General features: G+C 58.0%; 14 protein-coding genes, 1 pseudogene and 3 riboswitches. Of the genes and pseudogenes, 6 read left to right on the plus strand and 9 right to left on the minus strand.

Annotated features, from left to right (window positions below; genetic code table 11):
• Window positions 1-44 precede the first annotated feature (44 nt).
• Window positions 45-236: an IS66 family insertion sequence element accessory protein TnpB gene (tnpB, locus tag CFR72_RS18465; RefSeq protein ID WP_083824534.1), complete on the minus strand. Its 192-nt coding sequence runs from the start codon at window positions 234-236 to the stop codon at window positions 45-47.
• Complete coding sequence (tnpA, locus tag CFR72_RS14765) at window positions 233-721, minus strand: IS66-like element accessory protein TnpA (RefSeq protein ID WP_208630070.1); 489 nt, start codon at window positions 719-721, stop codon at window positions 233-235. The genes tnpB and tnpA overlap by 4 nt, the downstream gene beginning before the upstream one ends.
• Before the next feature lie 119 nt (window positions 722-840).
• On the opposite strand from tnpA, the gene CFR72_RS14770 reads away from it, so the two are divergent.
• The 3 genes from CFR72_RS14770 (at window position 841) to CFR72_RS14785 (ending at window position 3,098) form a co-directional block, all read left to right on the plus strand.
• On the plus strand, window positions 841-1,344 hold the full coding sequence (locus CFR72_RS14770; RefSeq protein WP_023524206.1) for a hypothetical protein: 504 nt from the start codon (window positions 841-843) through the stop codon (window positions 1,342-1,344).
• Window positions 1,325-1,810, plus strand: a complete 486-nt coding sequence (locus CFR72_RS14775; protein ID WP_014106877.1) for a hypothetical protein — start codon at window positions 1,325-1,327, stop codon at window positions 1,808-1,810. The genes CFR72_RS14770 and CFR72_RS14775 overlap by 20 nt, the downstream gene beginning before the upstream one ends.
• 193 nt (window positions 1,811-2,003) lie before the next feature.
• A riboswitch (cobalamin riboswitch) is annotated at window positions 2,004-2,238 on the plus strand.
• Between the two features lie 386 nt (window positions 2,239-2,624).
• Window positions 2,625-3,098, plus strand: coding sequence for a DUF2147 domain-containing protein (locus CFR72_RS14785; protein ID WP_023524204.1), 474 nt, complete (start codon window positions 2,625-2,627; stop codon window positions 3,096-3,098).
• A gap of 70 nt (window positions 3,099-3,168) precedes the next feature.
• Here the strand turns inward: CFR72_RS14785 and CFR72_RS14790 are convergent, their stop codons facing one another.
• The 6 genes from CFR72_RS14790 to CFR72_RS14815 all read right to left on the minus strand — a co-directional run bounded on the left by CFR72_RS14790 (window position 3,169) and on the right by CFR72_RS14815 (window position 10,389).
• Window positions 3,169-4,257, minus strand: a complete 1,089-nt coding sequence (locus CFR72_RS14790) for a Rieske 2Fe-2S domain-containing protein (protein WP_110914634.1) — start codon at window positions 4,255-4,257, stop codon at window positions 3,169-3,171.
• Window positions 4,258-4,264: 7 nt separating this feature from the next.
• Window positions 4,265-5,347, minus strand: a complete 1,083-nt coding sequence (locus CFR72_RS14795; protein ID WP_014106882.1) for a uroporphyrinogen decarboxylase/cobalamine-independent methonine synthase family protein — start codon at window positions 5,345-5,347, stop codon at window positions 4,265-4,267.
• Between the two features lie 36 nt (window positions 5,348-5,383).
• Window positions 5,384-5,621, minus strand: a riboswitch (cobalamin riboswitch).
• A gap of 68 nt (window positions 5,622-5,689) precedes the next feature.
• Window positions 5,690-6,448, minus strand: a complete 759-nt coding sequence (locus CFR72_RS14800) for an ABC transporter ATP-binding protein (protein WP_014106883.1) — start codon at window positions 6,446-6,448, stop codon at window positions 5,690-5,692.
• Window positions 6,445-7,431, minus strand: a complete 987-nt coding sequence (locus CFR72_RS14805; protein WP_407927274.1) for a FecCD family ABC transporter permease — start codon at window positions 7,429-7,431, stop codon at window positions 6,445-6,447. The genes CFR72_RS14800 and CFR72_RS14805 overlap by 4 nt, the downstream gene beginning before the upstream one ends.
• A gap of 17 nt (window positions 7,432-7,448) precedes the next feature.
• Window positions 7,449-8,288, minus strand: a complete 840-nt coding sequence (locus tag CFR72_RS14810) for an ABC transporter substrate-binding protein (RefSeq protein WP_014106885.1) — start codon at window positions 8,286-8,288, stop codon at window positions 7,449-7,451.
• A gap of 1 nt (window position 8,289) precedes the next feature.
• Window positions 8,290-10,389 carry a TonB-dependent receptor plug domain-containing protein gene (locus CFR72_RS14815; RefSeq protein WP_010516556.1) on the minus strand — a complete coding sequence of 700 codons (2,100 nt, stop codon included), beginning with the start codon at window positions 10,387-10,389 and terminating at the stop codon, window positions 8,290-8,292.
• 119 nt (window positions 10,390-10,508) lie between these two features.
• Window positions 10,509-10,727, minus strand: a riboswitch (cobalamin riboswitch).
• A 97-nt stretch (window positions 10,728-10,824) separates the two neighbouring features.
• Between CFR72_RS14815 and CFR72_RS18165 the strand changes: the two genes are divergently transcribed.
• Together CFR72_RS18165 and CFR72_RS14835 are read left to right on the plus strand one after the other, a co-directional pair.
• The gene (locus CFR72_RS18165) at window positions 10,825-11,796 is read left to right on the plus strand and encodes a DUF6925 family protein (RefSeq protein ID WP_244182318.1); all 972 of its coding nucleotides are present in this window, start codon (window positions 10,825-10,827) and stop codon (window positions 11,794-11,796) included.
• 4 nt (window positions 11,797-11,800) lie between these two features.
• Window positions 11,801-13,255 carry a cobyric acid synthase gene (locus tag CFR72_RS14835; protein ID WP_014106887.1) on the plus strand — a complete coding sequence of 485 codons (1,455 nt, stop codon included), beginning with the start codon at window positions 11,801-11,803 and terminating at the stop codon, window positions 13,253-13,255.
• 202 nt (window positions 13,256-13,457) lie between these two features.
• On the opposite strand, the gene CFR72_RS14845 is transcribed toward CFR72_RS14835, so the two are convergent.
• Window positions 13,458-13,781 carry an aspartyl/asparaginyl beta-hydroxylase domain-containing protein gene (locus CFR72_RS14845; protein ID WP_231850455.1) on the minus strand — a complete coding sequence of 108 codons (324 nt, stop codon included), beginning with the start codon at window positions 13,779-13,781 and terminating at the stop codon, window positions 13,458-13,460.
• Window positions 13,782-13,816: 35 nt separating this feature from the next.
• Here CFR72_RS14845 and CFR72_RS14850 point away from each other — a divergent pair.
• Window positions 13,817-14,353, plus strand: a pseudogene (locus CFR72_RS14850) (IS3-like element ISGxy1 family transposase); the annotation flags it as partial.

Raw genomic sequence — 14,353 nt, forward strand, 5'->3', positions numbered from 1 at the left:
GGATGATCAGATGCCTCGAGCATGGTTCTGCCCTCCAGAGAGTTTCAGCAAGCACACTCTGACACGGCGCGGCTCGCTATCCACTCCTCATGGAATCTGAAGGCATAGACGTCACCCGCGAAAGGGTCACGACCCAGTGCTTCCTGGACTTTCAACGCCAGCCCGGGCATCCCCAGGCGCATATCGGTCACGCCAGCCGCCAGCCATATCCTCAGCGTGGAAGGAAGCGGGATCATGATCGTAGTGCGCCCACAATCTCACGCAGACGATCAGCGGACAGCCCTGTGTCGAACTCCAGCCGCACACCGTCCGGAAAGACCAGGCTGACGGCTTGGCCGGACAGCGTTCCCTGTTCTCTCCGACGCTCCAATTGCGGCGGCTCGGGGACCGGGGCCACCATGACAGGTATGAACGATGTCCCGCCTTTGGCCTGCGCTTTGGCCCGAGCCTCTCGCCGCCAGCGAAACACCAGACTTGGATGGATCCCATACTGTGCAGCCACATCCCTTATTGGGCGTCGGCTCTCGTAGGACGCGATGACCACTCGCGCGCGAAATTCAGGGGCGTGCCAGCGGCGGCGATCCGAAACGATCTCGATCCGCGAGGCGTCCGCCAGCCTGTCCCGCTCGCCTGTCTCTCTACCGCTCCTTTGGAGCCTCTCTGCGGTACTACCTGCGACACTCGCAGGTAGTACCGCGTCCCTATCTCTTAAATCGCTCATGCTTCATAGCTGAACAAGACCAGAAGTATTCAGCAAGGCGTCAGTCGCCGGGAGCTTACCCCCAGGACACAGGTACCTACGTTTTATTCTGATAAAAAGAAATATCCATGAACACAGATATGAGCATGGTACCCCCTTCCATTGCGTCGCGCCTAATGGCGACCATTACGGAGCCAGAGCCGGTTGTTGCAATTCGGATGCTTATTGCGGCCTGTCTGGATCAATCCTCGTCCCTTCGCCTGCGTCTGCCAGAGGTAAAGCAGCTTTTCGCCCGCTTTATAGCCGCCATCATGCGTGAAAGGACAGATGCTCTGGAGGCTATTGCCAGCTCGGTGGAAAAACAGATCACCGCGCTGTCTTTTCGTCCGTTTACGCCGCGACAGGTTCGACGGATTCTGGGGATCACCAACCAGGAGCGTCTTTTCTGGACACGAGACGGGCGCCTGCACCAGACAGGAACAATCCTGAACAATCAGCGCGGTCAGAAATTCAGAGTTCCTGTATATTGTGCCGAGAGAATTGGATGGCTCAGTCAGAACCCAGACATAATCGCGGCATGGCGTGACGAGGATGCTCGCCTCCTGACGCAGGAAGGCCTGTCCGATGCAGATCTTTCCAGTTAATCCGCTCCGATTCCCGGTGAAACGAAAAATGGCCTCTCCCGTCCCTTCGCCTGATTTTATTCTCATACAACAGCGGCGACGTCAGCGTTCTGTCTCGGTATCCCGCCTTATGGAATCCGCACCTCTGCGGGAAGATGTAATTCAGGCAATAGCCAAGACTGAACTCCCTGCCCCCAATCCGGAAGACCGCATTCGTGCGGATGGATTTGAAACATTCCTACGTCTGGTACCTTCCGCTGGCCGATTACCCGCTGCGCCGAAGGCGCGGGGCGACTATCTTGAGGAACTGTTTTCGCCCCTGCTATTAGAAGCTCTCGCCTATGTGGATACAGCCCGCGATTTATCGGACACGCACGGGGTCGAGGCGCTCATGGCCTTGCTTCAGGCCTATATTTCCGCGCAATGGACAATTGGCGCGCGTGACGCCGCCATGCACTTGTATAGCGCATCAAGCCCGAACGCCTGATTGACAACATAGTGGCTAACGCGCGGGCGCGTATCCCCGCCCGCGTGTTTCGAAGATGAAGACACTGAGTGACCTACACTTATTGGATCGGAGCGACAAGTTTGATTGGCATCAACAAGCTCTTCGTTCCATGCAGGCCGGCATCGCGTTTCGAGGAATTGGGCGTTCCTCTCACTTCGCGCATAATGGAATGAGACCATTGATTGATGATGGCCCCGCGCGAGCGGGTTAAAAGGGAACGCTGTAACGCTCTGGCTGGACAATTCTGTTCCGGGAGCCAGTCAGCGGCTGCTCCCGCAACTGTATGCGGTATGCCACCAGTTCGTTCACCTGCGGGTGAGCCACTGTTTCCCTTGGGGAATGGGAAGGCATGAACTGGCTGGCCATGATCCGTGAGCCAGGAGACCTGCCATCGTCTGCAAACCACGTCGTCGGGCGGGATGCACCGAAGGCAGGAGATTTCCCATGCGTCATGGGAAGACCAATGCGGCCGATCAATGCCCCCCATGTTTCCTGTTTCTGGCGGAAACATCGTGATGCAGCATCGCGGGACCGGCGCGTTTCTGACAACCGGCACGGGACGCCCGCATGTTGCTGAAGACCCTTACTGGGCCCTTCAAGCCGGTGCAGCAATGGGCAGCAGGCGCGACAAGGCTATCATGGAAAACGTCCATGGCGTAGATAGCACCCTCGCCGCTCATTCCCATGGCGCGCATCTCGGGGCATCAATCATGCGCTTTTCGATCCGAATTCCCCGATAGATCCGCCGATGTCCCATAATTTTAGTCATGTACGAAGCGACGAAAGACACATCATGAATATTGCGCAAAAAGCAACCTGTGTCTCGCTAATACTCAGTATCATGATTGGAGGGGCTGCTGTTCACGCACAAGTTCCTCCAGCGACAACAGTTCCGCCCGCCGTTCTGGGGCAATGGGTCACCAGAAATCACAAGGGTGTTTTCGAGATCACACGGTGTGGCGACCATCTGTGTGGAAAGCTGGTTGGCCTGAACTATAGTGATGACATCCCACGCGACCAGACGGGCCGTTCGGAATGTGGGTTGCCCATGCTGCGGGACTTCGTGCCGGATCCGGATCAACCAGACCGGTGGAACGGGTCCATTCTCGACCCCAATACCAATCATGTGTATCAAGCGCGCATGTGGGTTAACCAGTCCGGACAACTCAAGTTACGGGGCTATCTCGGGATTCCGATGTTCGGACAGACACAGACATGGCTTCCTTATAGCGGTCATATCGGCCCGAACTGCAAAATGAGCACCTGATCTGCGTGGTGCCTGGTCAGGAGAAGATGCCCATGCGCCTTGAGACGGGGCATGGGCATCTATCAGTTTATTATCCTACGTCTTTCTGGGACGGCATACCATTCTGGATAAGCAGTTGGCGCAGCGCCATGATAACTGGAAAGACCTCCTGATTCCGGTCGCCGTCCTGCTCCCGCCAGGCCTGCTGCTCCAGTTCAACAATTTCGCGATCTTCTGTGAAAACACGCTCCGTAAAGGCGATCAGCAGCGGCCACGCCAGATCCAGTAAAAATGGTATTTTCAACCTGCGTATGGAGAGCAGGCCAAATACCCGGTTGATCAATTCTTCCCGGTCCTGTGGCACATATGCAATCCACAGTTCCATGACCGGTTCATCAATCCCCTCCGTCTCGATCCGCAATGTCTGATAGGGATACTGCGTGCGGATGGTCATGACATCCCGATAGGCAAAATCCCGGCCATCCTTGCGACGCTGCCCGTAAATCAGAGCCTCGCTCAGCGGCTGCCTGCCAGACGTGCGGGCAAAGGTATAGCGGGCCTCCACAAAATCCTCTCCCCGATCCATGCCTAGAAACCGTGGTTTCATGCCTCCGACCAGTCGGCTGTGCAGGATCTGGTGGTTCATGTCCATCAGGTTTTCATGCATGAAGCTGTAGTGACATTGCACGACTTTTCCAAACCGGCGGGTACGGTAATGGGGGTCACGGACACGCGGAAAGTCCGGCAGCGCAATGCTATCGGATTTTTCCAGATCCCCCATGAACACAAAGATGAGGCCATCCTTCTCCCGGCATGCCCATGTCCGCAGTCGTGGCGGTTCATTTTCCAGCTTCATGCCGGGGGAAAAACACTGGCCACGCCGACTGTATTTCAGTCCATGGTATGCACAGCGAATGAAATCTCCACACACTTCTCCCTTGCTTAGTGGTAACTGCAGGTGGGGGCAAACATCATCCAGCGCAAAGATGGCCCCGGCCTCGGGCCTGACCACCACGATGGGTTGCCCCGCGTACCGTACGCCAATTGTCCTGCCCCGACGAAGTTCACGCGACCATGCAACCGGATACCAGAAATCCGGATTGCTGCGGACACGACGGATATCCGGATGTGGCGAAGCAGCCCCATCCGGGATGGCTGCTTCCGATGTATTTCCTGTCATGATATTTTCAATGTCTCACGCTGTTATCAGCGCATGGGACAAAACGGATATCATTTTCGCAAAAGTCGCGGATGGATGCGCTGCGACGTGCTATCGTGCGTCGGCTGGCCACGGCCACGATTTCGGACATTTTTTGCGGCAGGACGTTCGTAATGTCCGGATCGGTCAGGGCATTGCTGTCACTTAACGCACCCGATGGCGCGATCATGAGACGATCCGGCCGATGCGAACGCAGCGTCTGTTCCACGATGCCGTGCGCCATGCCGATGTGGGTAGGCGCCGCGCTGCAGCTATCGACCAGCCCCAGCGAGAGCCAGCGATACGCCGGGAAATGCTGCAGGACATACGGGAAATCGCGATAGCCATGCACAACGTCCACATGCAGGCCGCCAAAAGGTAGCTGCAGCACAAAAGGAAGATGTCGCCCGAAGCCCCCGCCGCCCCCGACCAGAACAAGTGACGTGGCCCTTGATGCTTCACTGAGGACATGCCAAGCAACGTCCATATGGGTCAGCGTGGCTGCGGGCAGGCCAGGATGGGCAAGGATTGGCTCATCAATCTGGATCCAGAAGCATCCCGCGTTGTTCAGTTGTTCGAAGCATTCAATATAGGCGGGTAGCAGGCGCATCAGTCCCTGGCCGACACTGTCTCCCTTTGTCATGCCGCATAACGCAAGGAAACTGACCGGCCCCAGCAGAACAGGCCGGGTGCTGATACCCAGTTGTTCCGCTGCAAGAAATGCGTCGCGGGGCCAGTTGCGCGCAAGATGGAACGCCTGCCCCGGTCTGAGGATGGGCTTTCTGTAATTGCCGTGCATCGGATCACAGGCTGTGACTGTATTGTCGGTGCCCACGCCAAACATGCGGGCAGTCTGCACGACTCTGTCCCGCCATGGGCTATTGGCCGTAGCGATATGGGAAATGCCTGCCGCGTGCTGGCATCGCACCCCACGCATCTCATCAGCATCGGGAAAACCAAGTGTCGCCGTAAGCAGTCTGGCGGTATTCGGGAAGTGATCTATGGAATACTGGCGCGCAGGCACGCCTTCGGCCGTGCCATCATGGCACGCGGCTTTCTGCCATACCGGCATTAAGCTTCTCCCGCCTTCGGCACATCCCGTCCGACGGCTTGATATATGACGATGGCAGGTCTCCTGGCTTACGGATCATGGCCAGCCGGTTCTGCCTTCCCATTTCCTTTTCGGAAACAGTGACTCACCCCGTCCGGGTGAAATGAACCGGCGGCATACCGCCTACAGTTGCGGGAGCAGCCTCCGACTTGGCTCCCGGGTTCATGACCCGGCCGGAGCGTGACGGCGTTCCCTATTAACCCACTCGCGTGGGACCATCGACTTGATAAGACAACATTGTGCCCGAACCGGGCGGCCGGACGCAAGGTGTCATGGGCAGGATGTCCCAGCGGGCCGCACACGTTAGCGGCACAGGGACCACGGAAGGACCGCGTCCTCGACCCGTCGGACCGTTACGCCGTACACGACGCGCATGATATCATCATCCAGCACCTGCAGGGCCGGGCCATGGCGGATGACGGCGCCATCATCCATCAGCACCAGTTCATCGCAGAAACGGGTCGCCAGAACCAGATCATGCAGCACGACGACGATCCCCTTTCCCTGCCCTGCCTGCTGGCGGAAAAGCTGCATCATGGATAGGGCATGCGCCGGGTCGAGTGCAGCGATCGGCTCGTCCGCCAGTATGACCGGCGTATCGGTCGCCAGCGCACGCGCCAGATTCATGCGAGCCCGCTCCCCGCCTGACAGGTGGCTGGCCGGACGGGTGCACAGGTCCTGCAAGCCGGTGACATCAAGGGCGTGGCCCACCGCCGGGTGACGGACGGCATGATCGCCCGCCTGCCCATGCGGCAGGCGTCCGAGCGCGACCAGCGCACGCACCGGCATGGGTGGCGGCGTCCCCCCATCCTGCGGAATGAAAGCAAGCTGTCGGGCACGCAGCGCGGGTGGGATCTGGCTCATGTCGCGATCAAGAAGCCGGACATCCCCACAGTCGGGAGTCTCCAGCCCCGTCAGCAGACGCATGAAGGTGCTTTTGCCTGCGCCGTTCGGCCCGACCAGGCCAATGACCCGCCCCTTCGCAAGAGTCAGTGACGCGGCCGAAACAACAGCCCGATCCCCGCGCCGGAGCGACACGTCGCGTGCCTGGAGCAGGATCATGACACGGTTCTTTTCAGCATAATGACGCGGGCGAAGAAGATTGGAGCCCCGACAAGCGCGGTCAGCACGCCCAGTTGCAGTTCAGGCCCGACCGCCACCAGACGTACCACCATATCCGCCAGCAGCAGCAGCAGACTTCCCCCCAGAAATGACGGCAAGAGCAACCGCGACGGCTGGAATCCCACAAGCGGCCGCAACAGATGCGGCACCACCAGTCCCACAAAGCCGATCGCTCCTGAAACCGCCACGCATGAGCCCACGGCCAGCGCCGCGCCCAGCACGATACGCGTCTGGACGCCGCGCGGGCCATGCAGCTGGAAGCCAAGGCTTGCGGCCACATCCTCCCCCAATGTCAGCGCATCCAGCGCACGCCCCGCGGACAGCATGAGCAGCGTGCCACACACCACACCCGGCAAGCAGATCCAGACATGGGTAAAGGTCCGGTCCGTCAACGACCCCATGAGCCAGTGCATGATCTCGAATGACGCATAGGGGCTGGGCACAAGGTTCAGCACCAGTGCTGTCAGGGCTGCGGCAAAACTGCTGAGTGCAGCCCCCGCCAACAGCAACACCAGCGTGCCACCACGTCCCACCAGTCCCATCAGCACGGCCGCCGCACACAGCGCCCCCGTCAGCCCACCCAGCGGCAGGGCCGCGATGGACACCTGCATGAGGCCGGTATAGAACACGCTGACCGCCCCAAGTGCCGCTCCACCTGATACCCCCAGGATGCCGGGATCGGCCAGCGGATTGCGTAGATAGCCCTGCAGAACCGCCCCCGACAGGCCAAGCGTCCCGCCCACCAGGATGGCCAGCAGGGTACGCGGCAGGCGCAGGCGCTCCACAATGATCGCGCCTGCGGTATGCCGCCCGGCCAGCAGGTCCTCCAGTGCATGTGAAAACATGATGCGGGTTTCTCCCCACATGAGCGAGGTAACAAACAGCCCCATGACACCAGCCAGAAGCATGACGTTCAGCAGCATGGTTTGATGGGCAGGTTTCATGGGGCGGACATTTCAAGGTTGTGCCGTGCGTTACGCAGCATGACGACACTATCCAGTGTCTGTGGCAGGCCACACAACCAAAGCCGTGCGGGCAGATCCAGATGATGCGGCCCGGCAAAGGCCTGCTTCAACGCCGGGTGATCCAGCATGGACTGTGCAAGGGACGTTCCCTTCCCCGAACGGTCAAGGATCAGGAGATCGGGTGGCCGTGCAATCAGCAGTTCCATGGAAAAACGGGAAGATGACTGGTGCCCCATGATCGTTGCGTAATTACGAAAGCCGGCATGGGCAAGGACATCATCCGGAAGCGAGCCCTTATGGGTGACAAAGCCGTTGGCAGCATAGACGGCCGCCGTAGGATCGGTGGCACTGCGCTCGACTGAAAGGGAGGCCAGGCGCGTGGCAAAGGCCATAGCCAGTTGCTGCCCACGCTCAGGAACGCCGATGGCGTTGGCGACCGTCATGATCTGGACCGGAATATCCGTCAGGGATTTGGCGGGTGGCAGGGCTACAACCTGTGCGCCCCCTTCCCGCCCCGCCTGCATCGCGACGGCCGCGGTATAGATGCCACCCAGCACGACATCGGGATGGGATGCCACGATGCTTTCCGCCGTGGGTCGCAATACGGGAGCCTGTCGTGCCTGTTCGCACAGCACCGCGCTCCAGCAATCCCGGGCGAGCGGCGTAATACCGACGATCTGGCCCGGTTCGGCCAGCAGCAGCAACAACTGGTCGGTGCAGAGATTAAGCGAAGCCACGCGCGGGAGAGCCCATGCCGGTGCCAACGGGACACAGGCAAGGAAACCCGCCATCATCCCTGCGACCACGCTTTTCATGTCAATAATTCAGCATGAAGCCGCCATAACCGGCGCGACCAGGCTGCAGATAGCCGATGGGGTCCTCGAACTGGCGGTTCAGCAGGTTGTCGGCGCGGGCATAGACGGAAACGTAGCGGTTGATTTTGTAATTGGCAGCCACGTCGATGGTGAAATAACCATGCCCCTTGGCGCATGTGCTGCAGGACTCGCTGCCAATAACCGGCAGATCACGCCAGCCACTAGTATACAGGATATTGCCCGAAAAGGTCAGGTCGCGAATGGGGGTCCATGTCGTATTGAAATTGAACTTGTGCTGGGGACGGCGTTGCAACTGGACGTCGTTCGTCTCATCCCGGGCGTGGGTCCAGGTATAGCTCAGGTTAAATTCCAGATTGCTCAGCGCCTTCCAGTTCAGGAAGGCTTCCACACCATACATCCGCGCCTTCGCCACATTGGCGTATGAGTAGTTGTAGTCATATGATGAATCAATCGAAAGCGAGGACTGGATCAGGTTCCTGACCCGGTTGTCATACCAGGTTGCGCCGAAATTCAGACGGTCATGCAGCAGTTTCTGCTCAACACCCGCGTCATAGCCGATCAACTGTTCCGCCTTCAGGTTGGGATTGCCCTTTTCCGAATAACCCACACCCACCTGATTTGCGAATAACTGATACAGCGAAGGACCATGAAAACCGGAACCGGCGCTGGCCTTGATGATGGTTCCGGTGCCCGGCACATGGATTGCCGGGGCCACGCGCCATGTCACGTGGTTGCCGTAGCGCGAATTGGCATCATAGCGAATATTGGCCGCACCATACAGAATATGGTTCCAGTTCCCCTGATACTGCCCGTAACCTGCGGTCGTATCCATGCTGGCGGATGTATCGTATCCGCTGTCCCACATGCTTGAGGCCGTATGGCTGGTATTGAACGTATCATGGAAATGTTCGGCACCGATCAGAAGCTGGCCATACTGCTTGAAATTGAACGTGCCGTGCCAGTCCACCTTAAGTCGGCTGGAACGGTAATAATCCGGGTCTGGATTGACCGGGCTGCCGTAACTCGTGCCCGTCTCCGTCCAGCGGTTGCGGTTGGTCATGTAGCCAAGGCCAAGCACCTGATCAAAAAGCCCGTGAAAGGAAACCAGATGGGCCGTCCCGCGCACGATGGCCTCGTTCTGGTTGTTCTGTTCCCGCACACCCTTATCACCATACAGATTTTCACTTTGCAGGTCATACAGAGAGTAGGAATGATAATTGCTCTGTATCAGCCGTGCGGTCAGGCCAAGATCGAAATTATGGGTGACGTCATAACCCAGCCTGATATTGACGCCACGGTTGTCATTCCGGTTGCCTTCATGCCGCTGCTGCCGGTTGGCCCCATAATAACGCTCGATATAGGAAGGGATATTGTTGAACCCGTCCATCCGGTAATGGGAGAATTCTACATTATAATGAAAACGTCCCTTGCTGCCGCGTGCGCCAAAGGTCTGATTGAAGGTACCATACCCACCGCCTTCGATACGGACAAACGGCTTGAAACGGCCCTGCCCCTGTGCCGTGGTAATGTCGATAACCCCCGCCATGGCGTCGGCGCCGTACAGGCCGCTCTGAGGCCCACGCAGTATCTCGATCCGGCCCATGCCGTCGGTTACAAACTGACCGGCATCGAACATGCCATTGGTGGAACTTCCGTCATTGATGTCCATGCCATCCAGGCGGACCTTGACCTCGTTGGAATTATTACCACGCATGAAAATGGATGACGTGCCCCCTGGGCCGCCTGTCTGGACCACGTTCAGGCCCGGTTGGCGTGCCAGAATATCCGTCAGGCTGCGCCGCTGCTGGGTCTGGATCTGCTTTTCCGTGATGATGGTCATGCTGGTGCCGATATCATCGGTGGAGGTCGGCCGACGGGCGGCACTGACGCTGATCAGTTCGGGAAGACCCGTATCCCCCAACGAAACAACGGCTTTCGATTTTTTATTCTCGATGACGTACTGGTTGGCGGACTGTTTTTGCGGCGCGTGCTGTCTGACTGAATCATCGGCACGCGCCACTACAACCCCCATGGTCATCAACGTGGTGGAAGCAATCAGCAGATTACGGAATAGGATCATCTGGTTCAGGTCTCGCGGTCACATCATCGTTGCCACGAGAGCGCGCTGCCACAGGATTTCCGATCTGCACGGAATCCTGTAACACCACACCGTCAGGACACCCCGCCCGACAGTTCCCGGTCGCAACCATCATGACGGCAGGTCTCCTGGCTCACGGCGTAGCGTCCTGCACAACCTTCCCGGAAAACCGCGGTTTCCAGTGGCCCGGATCATGACATCCGGTAATGCAAGGACAGACCGTTTACAGTTGCGGGGGCAGCCGGAGCATTGGATCGCAATCCGCACTCTGTTCCCTTTTCATCCCCCCGAAAGGGGACACCGTCGGAACGATTCTGATCGGATGGGGTGTTCTTGTCAACCCGCATTCAATCTTTCAGTATCCTGTCAGGATTGCTGTTATTTTCAGCCTGATTGATGAATCACAGGATATTTCCGATGAAACGTATCACGCCCTCCATGCTGACTTCACTGGCGCTGGATCTCCGTAACGGCTGGAGCATTGGAACATTTGGTGCGATCGGCGAATTCCATCATGTTCCGGATGATAGGGTCTGCCTCACCCCATGTCCTGACGGGTTGGAGATCGTCACCCAACGCGGTGCCATACGCATTAGTCCCAGCGAACCCTTGCATGCCCTTGCGTGGGACTCTCTCGTCGGAAAAGGCAGACGCTGGCGGCATAGCATGGCGTTATGCGGCCCGTTACAACTGACCGCGAAGCATACCCTGAAGGTTCTGGGAAAGGATGCGGACGCTGTCCGACCAGAGGATCGTGATGCGTGGCTGATTGATCTTGGAATTGGCGTGGGCCGGGTCCGGATGTGCGTAAGGACAGAAAATGCCCGCCTGGTCGAAGCCCTTGCTGTTGACACGGATGACCCATTGGCCGTCGTCACAGCAGCATTTGCGCTTCTGATGGAAGTCCAGCCCCACAGGGTCATGCTTTCACCTGCTGGCAGACTGGAGGTCTACCAACCCGTTCCCGCACCTGATGGAGACTCTCCGCTCGGCGCCCATACCCACCTGCTGCCAAAACTGGTGAGGTTGAAACGACCCTGCTCCGCCATCGATCCCATTCCGGAAGGCTGGCAGCCTTTCCTGACACTTCATCCGGCGGCACCGTTCCGACCGTCCGATGATGATTCCCATGATTATGACCGGCTTGCCGATCTATCCTTTCTGCCGTTGCTTGAGGAATTCGGCATGGAGGAAGACCTGCAGGTTTCAGGCACATTCCAGGCCCATGTTCGTCAACATGGAACACCGGAAAATCTGAAAATACCCGCTACAAGACGTGGTCGCGCGCGCATGCATATCGAACTGCTTCGCATGGCAGCCTGGGGTCACGAAGGCATGGAGCGATTTGTGCCTGCCGACACGATCAAGAGCGCTACGGACTTCGGCTGATTCCATGACAGCGATCATGTTGCAGGGCACGGGATCCGATGTCGGAAAGTCCGTTTTGACGGCAGGTTTATGCCGGGTTTTCGCTAACCGTGGCCTGACGGTCCGGCCTTTCAAGCCCCAGAATATGTCGAACAATGCCGCCGTGACGGTAGATGGAGGTGAAATCGGTCGGGCGCAGGCACTTCAGGCGCAGGCCTGCCGTATTGCCCCTTCCACCCTTATGAATCCGGTCCTTCTGAAACCGGAAAGTGATCATACAGCGCAGGTTATCGTCCGTGGACGCGCAAAAGGACACCTGCACGCTTCGAGTTTTATCGGTGGCCGGGCCGCATTCCTGCCCGAGGTTCTGACCGCCTTCAGGACATTATGTAGCCAATCCGATCTCGTGATTGTCGAGGGCGCGGGCAGCCCGGCGGAAATCAATCTACGTCAGGGCGACATCGCCAATATGGGCTTTGCCAGAGCCGCGAATGTTCCGGTCGTCATGATCGGCGATATAGACCGGGGCGGCGTTATCGCGTCACTCGCCGGTACCCATGCTGTTCTTGATCCAGATGACCGTGAGTTGATCAAGGGATTCATCGTTAATCGCCTCCGGGGAGACGCCAGCATTTTCCAATCTGGGTATGACTTCATAGAAAAGTTTACCGGCTGGAAGGGGCTTGGCGTTCTTCCTTGGATAGACAGTATACGTGAACTGCCTTCTGAAGACAGTATTCCTGAAGATGTTGACTGTTCCGCGGCCTCACGGATCGAGATAGCCGTCCCACTTATGCCCCGCATTGCCAATTTCGATGATCTTGATGCGCTGGAAGGTGAAACGCATGTAAAGATCACACGGATCCGGCCCGGGCAGCCCCTTCCCGCGTCCGCGCATGTCGTGTTCCTTCCTGGTAGCAAGGCGACAATAGCAGACCTGCAATTTTTCAGGCGGCAGGGATGGGATATTGATCTGGCGGGACACGTCAGGCGGGGTGGATATGTATTCGGTCTCTGCGGTGGCTATCAGATGCTGGGACAGACCATAAATGATCCCGACGGAATAGAAGGGAACCCGACCACGATACCAGGACTTGGACTTCTGGAGGTTGATACCGTTCTGACCCGTGACAAGCAGATCAACCAGACTTCAGGCATGACGCTTTCCGATAGCGCGCGATTCAGTGGCTACGAAATTCATTGTGGGGAAACAGTTCGATCACATCACCGGGTCATGCCCCTAATCAGATGCGACGACGGACGGTTGGACGGAGCAATAAGCCCGGACGGTCGTATTGCAGGCTGCTATGTGCACCGTCTGTTTGACATGACTGGCCAACGCGCGGCATGGCTGGACAGATGGGGCGCACGCTCCGATGGACTGGATTACACAGCGCGGGTGGAACGCGCCCTTGAAACCGTTGCTTCCACCATGGAAAGCAGTCTGGATATTGAAGGGTTACTGGCTATTGCCAGATGATCTTCTTTCGGTCTCAGGGCCTTGGTTCGTCAGGGCATCCAGACAAACAGGACAGAGGCACCCTGCCTGATCATCCGTCGGAACCGGCAGGCCACGGGGCTTTTCCATGCACCAGCACGCACCTTCAGGCTGACATGAAAAATCAGCACCGCACTTTTTACACTTTATCATTCTGCGCCTTCCCGTTGTTACCATGACTGGATCAAACAGTCAGTCCGCTGGTTTGGCGTTCTGTCCGGGCCATCTCATGATGGAGGGCATGCCAGTGTGCAAGATTGTTTTTGGCTTCCTGCACGAATGCCGAACGACGAACGACCTTGAGAAACATACCCTGAACCAGACGGCCAACTCCGTATGTGGGCCGTTCAAACTGGATAAGCAACACTACCCGATGATCCGATGTATTGTTCTGGACTTCATGAGGGTATGTGTCGTCAAACAGGATACATTTTCCATCCTGCCAGCATAACGTTTGATCGTCTATCCGTATCCAGCAGAGGTGGTCCCCATTTTTCGGACAGGGCAATAAGCTATAATCCGACCTGAGAGAGAACGGGTTTTATGGGCAAGGTTACGCGCAAGAGGTATGCGGCGGAGTTCAAATCACGGGTTGCCCTGGAAGCGATCCGTGGGGAACTGACGCTGGCGGAACTGGCTTCGAAACATGGGGTGCATCAGACGATGATCGCCCAGTGGAAACGGCAGGCGATCGAGGGGATGGCGGCCACCTTTTCCGGGAAAGCGACGTCTGAGCCCCCGGTCAGCCCTGCTGATGTGGAGAAACTGCACGCGAAGATAGGCGAGCTTCTCGTGGAACGGGATTTTTTACGCGATGCCTCTGCTCGGTTGGGCGTGATCAGAGGCGGCAGATGATTGACCCGAAGCGAGCGCGTCTGCCGATAATCCGGCAATGCACACTGCTGCGACTCAACCGGTCGGGCGTCTACTATCGGTCTGTGCCACAGAGTGAGGCCAATCTGGAGTTGATGCGGCTGATCGACGCCCAGTTCCTGGAAAGGCCGTATTATGGCTCGCGGCAGATGACATGGCATCTGCGCCGCCTGGGACATGAAGTGGGGCGCAAACGCGTCCGCCGGC

Source organism: Gluconacetobacter entanii (genome assembly GCF_003206495.1).
Lineage (GTDB): Bacteria > Pseudomonadota > Alphaproteobacteria > Acetobacterales > Acetobacteraceae > Novacetimonas > Novacetimonas entanii.

Bases quoted from the DNA above. Each gene is read 5' to 3' on its own strand.
- tnpB (WP_083824534.1), bottom strand. From the start codon at position 236: ATGATCCCGCTTCCTTCCACGCTGAGGATATGGCTGGCGGCTGGCGTG.
- tnpA (WP_208630070.1), bottom strand. From the start codon at position 721: ATGAGCGATTTAAGAGATAGGGACGCGGTACTACCTGCGAGTGTCGCA.
- CFR72_RS14770 (WP_023524206.1), top strand. From the start codon at position 841: ATGAGCATGGTACCCCCTTCCATTGCGTCGCGCCTAATGGCGACCATT.
- CFR72_RS14775 (WP_014106877.1), top strand. From the start codon at position 1,325: ATGCAGATCTTTCCAGTTAATCCGCTCCGATTCCCGGTGAAACGAAAA.
- CFR72_RS14785 (WP_023524204.1), top strand. From the start codon at position 2,625: ATGAATATTGCGCAAAAAGCAACCTGTGTCTCGCTAATACTCAGTATC.
- CFR72_RS14790 (WP_110914634.1), bottom strand. From the start codon at position 4,257: ATGACAGGAAATACATCGGAAGCAGCCATCCCGGATGGGGCTGCTTCG.
- CFR72_RS14795 (WP_014106882.1), bottom strand. From the start codon at position 5,347: ATGCCGGTATGGCAGAAAGCCGCGTGCCATGATGGCACGGCCGAAGGC.
- CFR72_RS14800 (WP_014106883.1), bottom strand. From the start codon at position 6,448: ATGATCCTGCTCCAGGCACGCGACGTGTCGCTCCGGCGCGGGGATCGG.
- CFR72_RS14805 (WP_407927274.1), bottom strand. From the start codon at position 7,431: ATGCTGCTGAACGTCATGCTTCTGGCTGGTGTCATGGGGCTGTTTGTT.
- CFR72_RS14810 (WP_014106885.1), bottom strand. From the start codon at position 8,288: ATGAAAAGCGTGGTCGCAGGGATGATGGCGGGTTTCCTTGCCTGTGTC.
- CFR72_RS14815 (WP_010516556.1), bottom strand. From the start codon at position 10,389: ATGATCCTATTCCGTAATCTGCTGATTGCTTCCACCACGTTGATGACC.
- CFR72_RS18165 (WP_244182318.1), top strand. From the start codon at position 10,825: ATGAAACGTATCACGCCCTCCATGCTGACTTCACTGGCGCTGGATCTC.
- CFR72_RS14835 (WP_014106887.1), top strand. From the start codon at position 11,801: ATGACAGCGATCATGTTGCAGGGCACGGGATCCGATGTCGGAAAGTCC.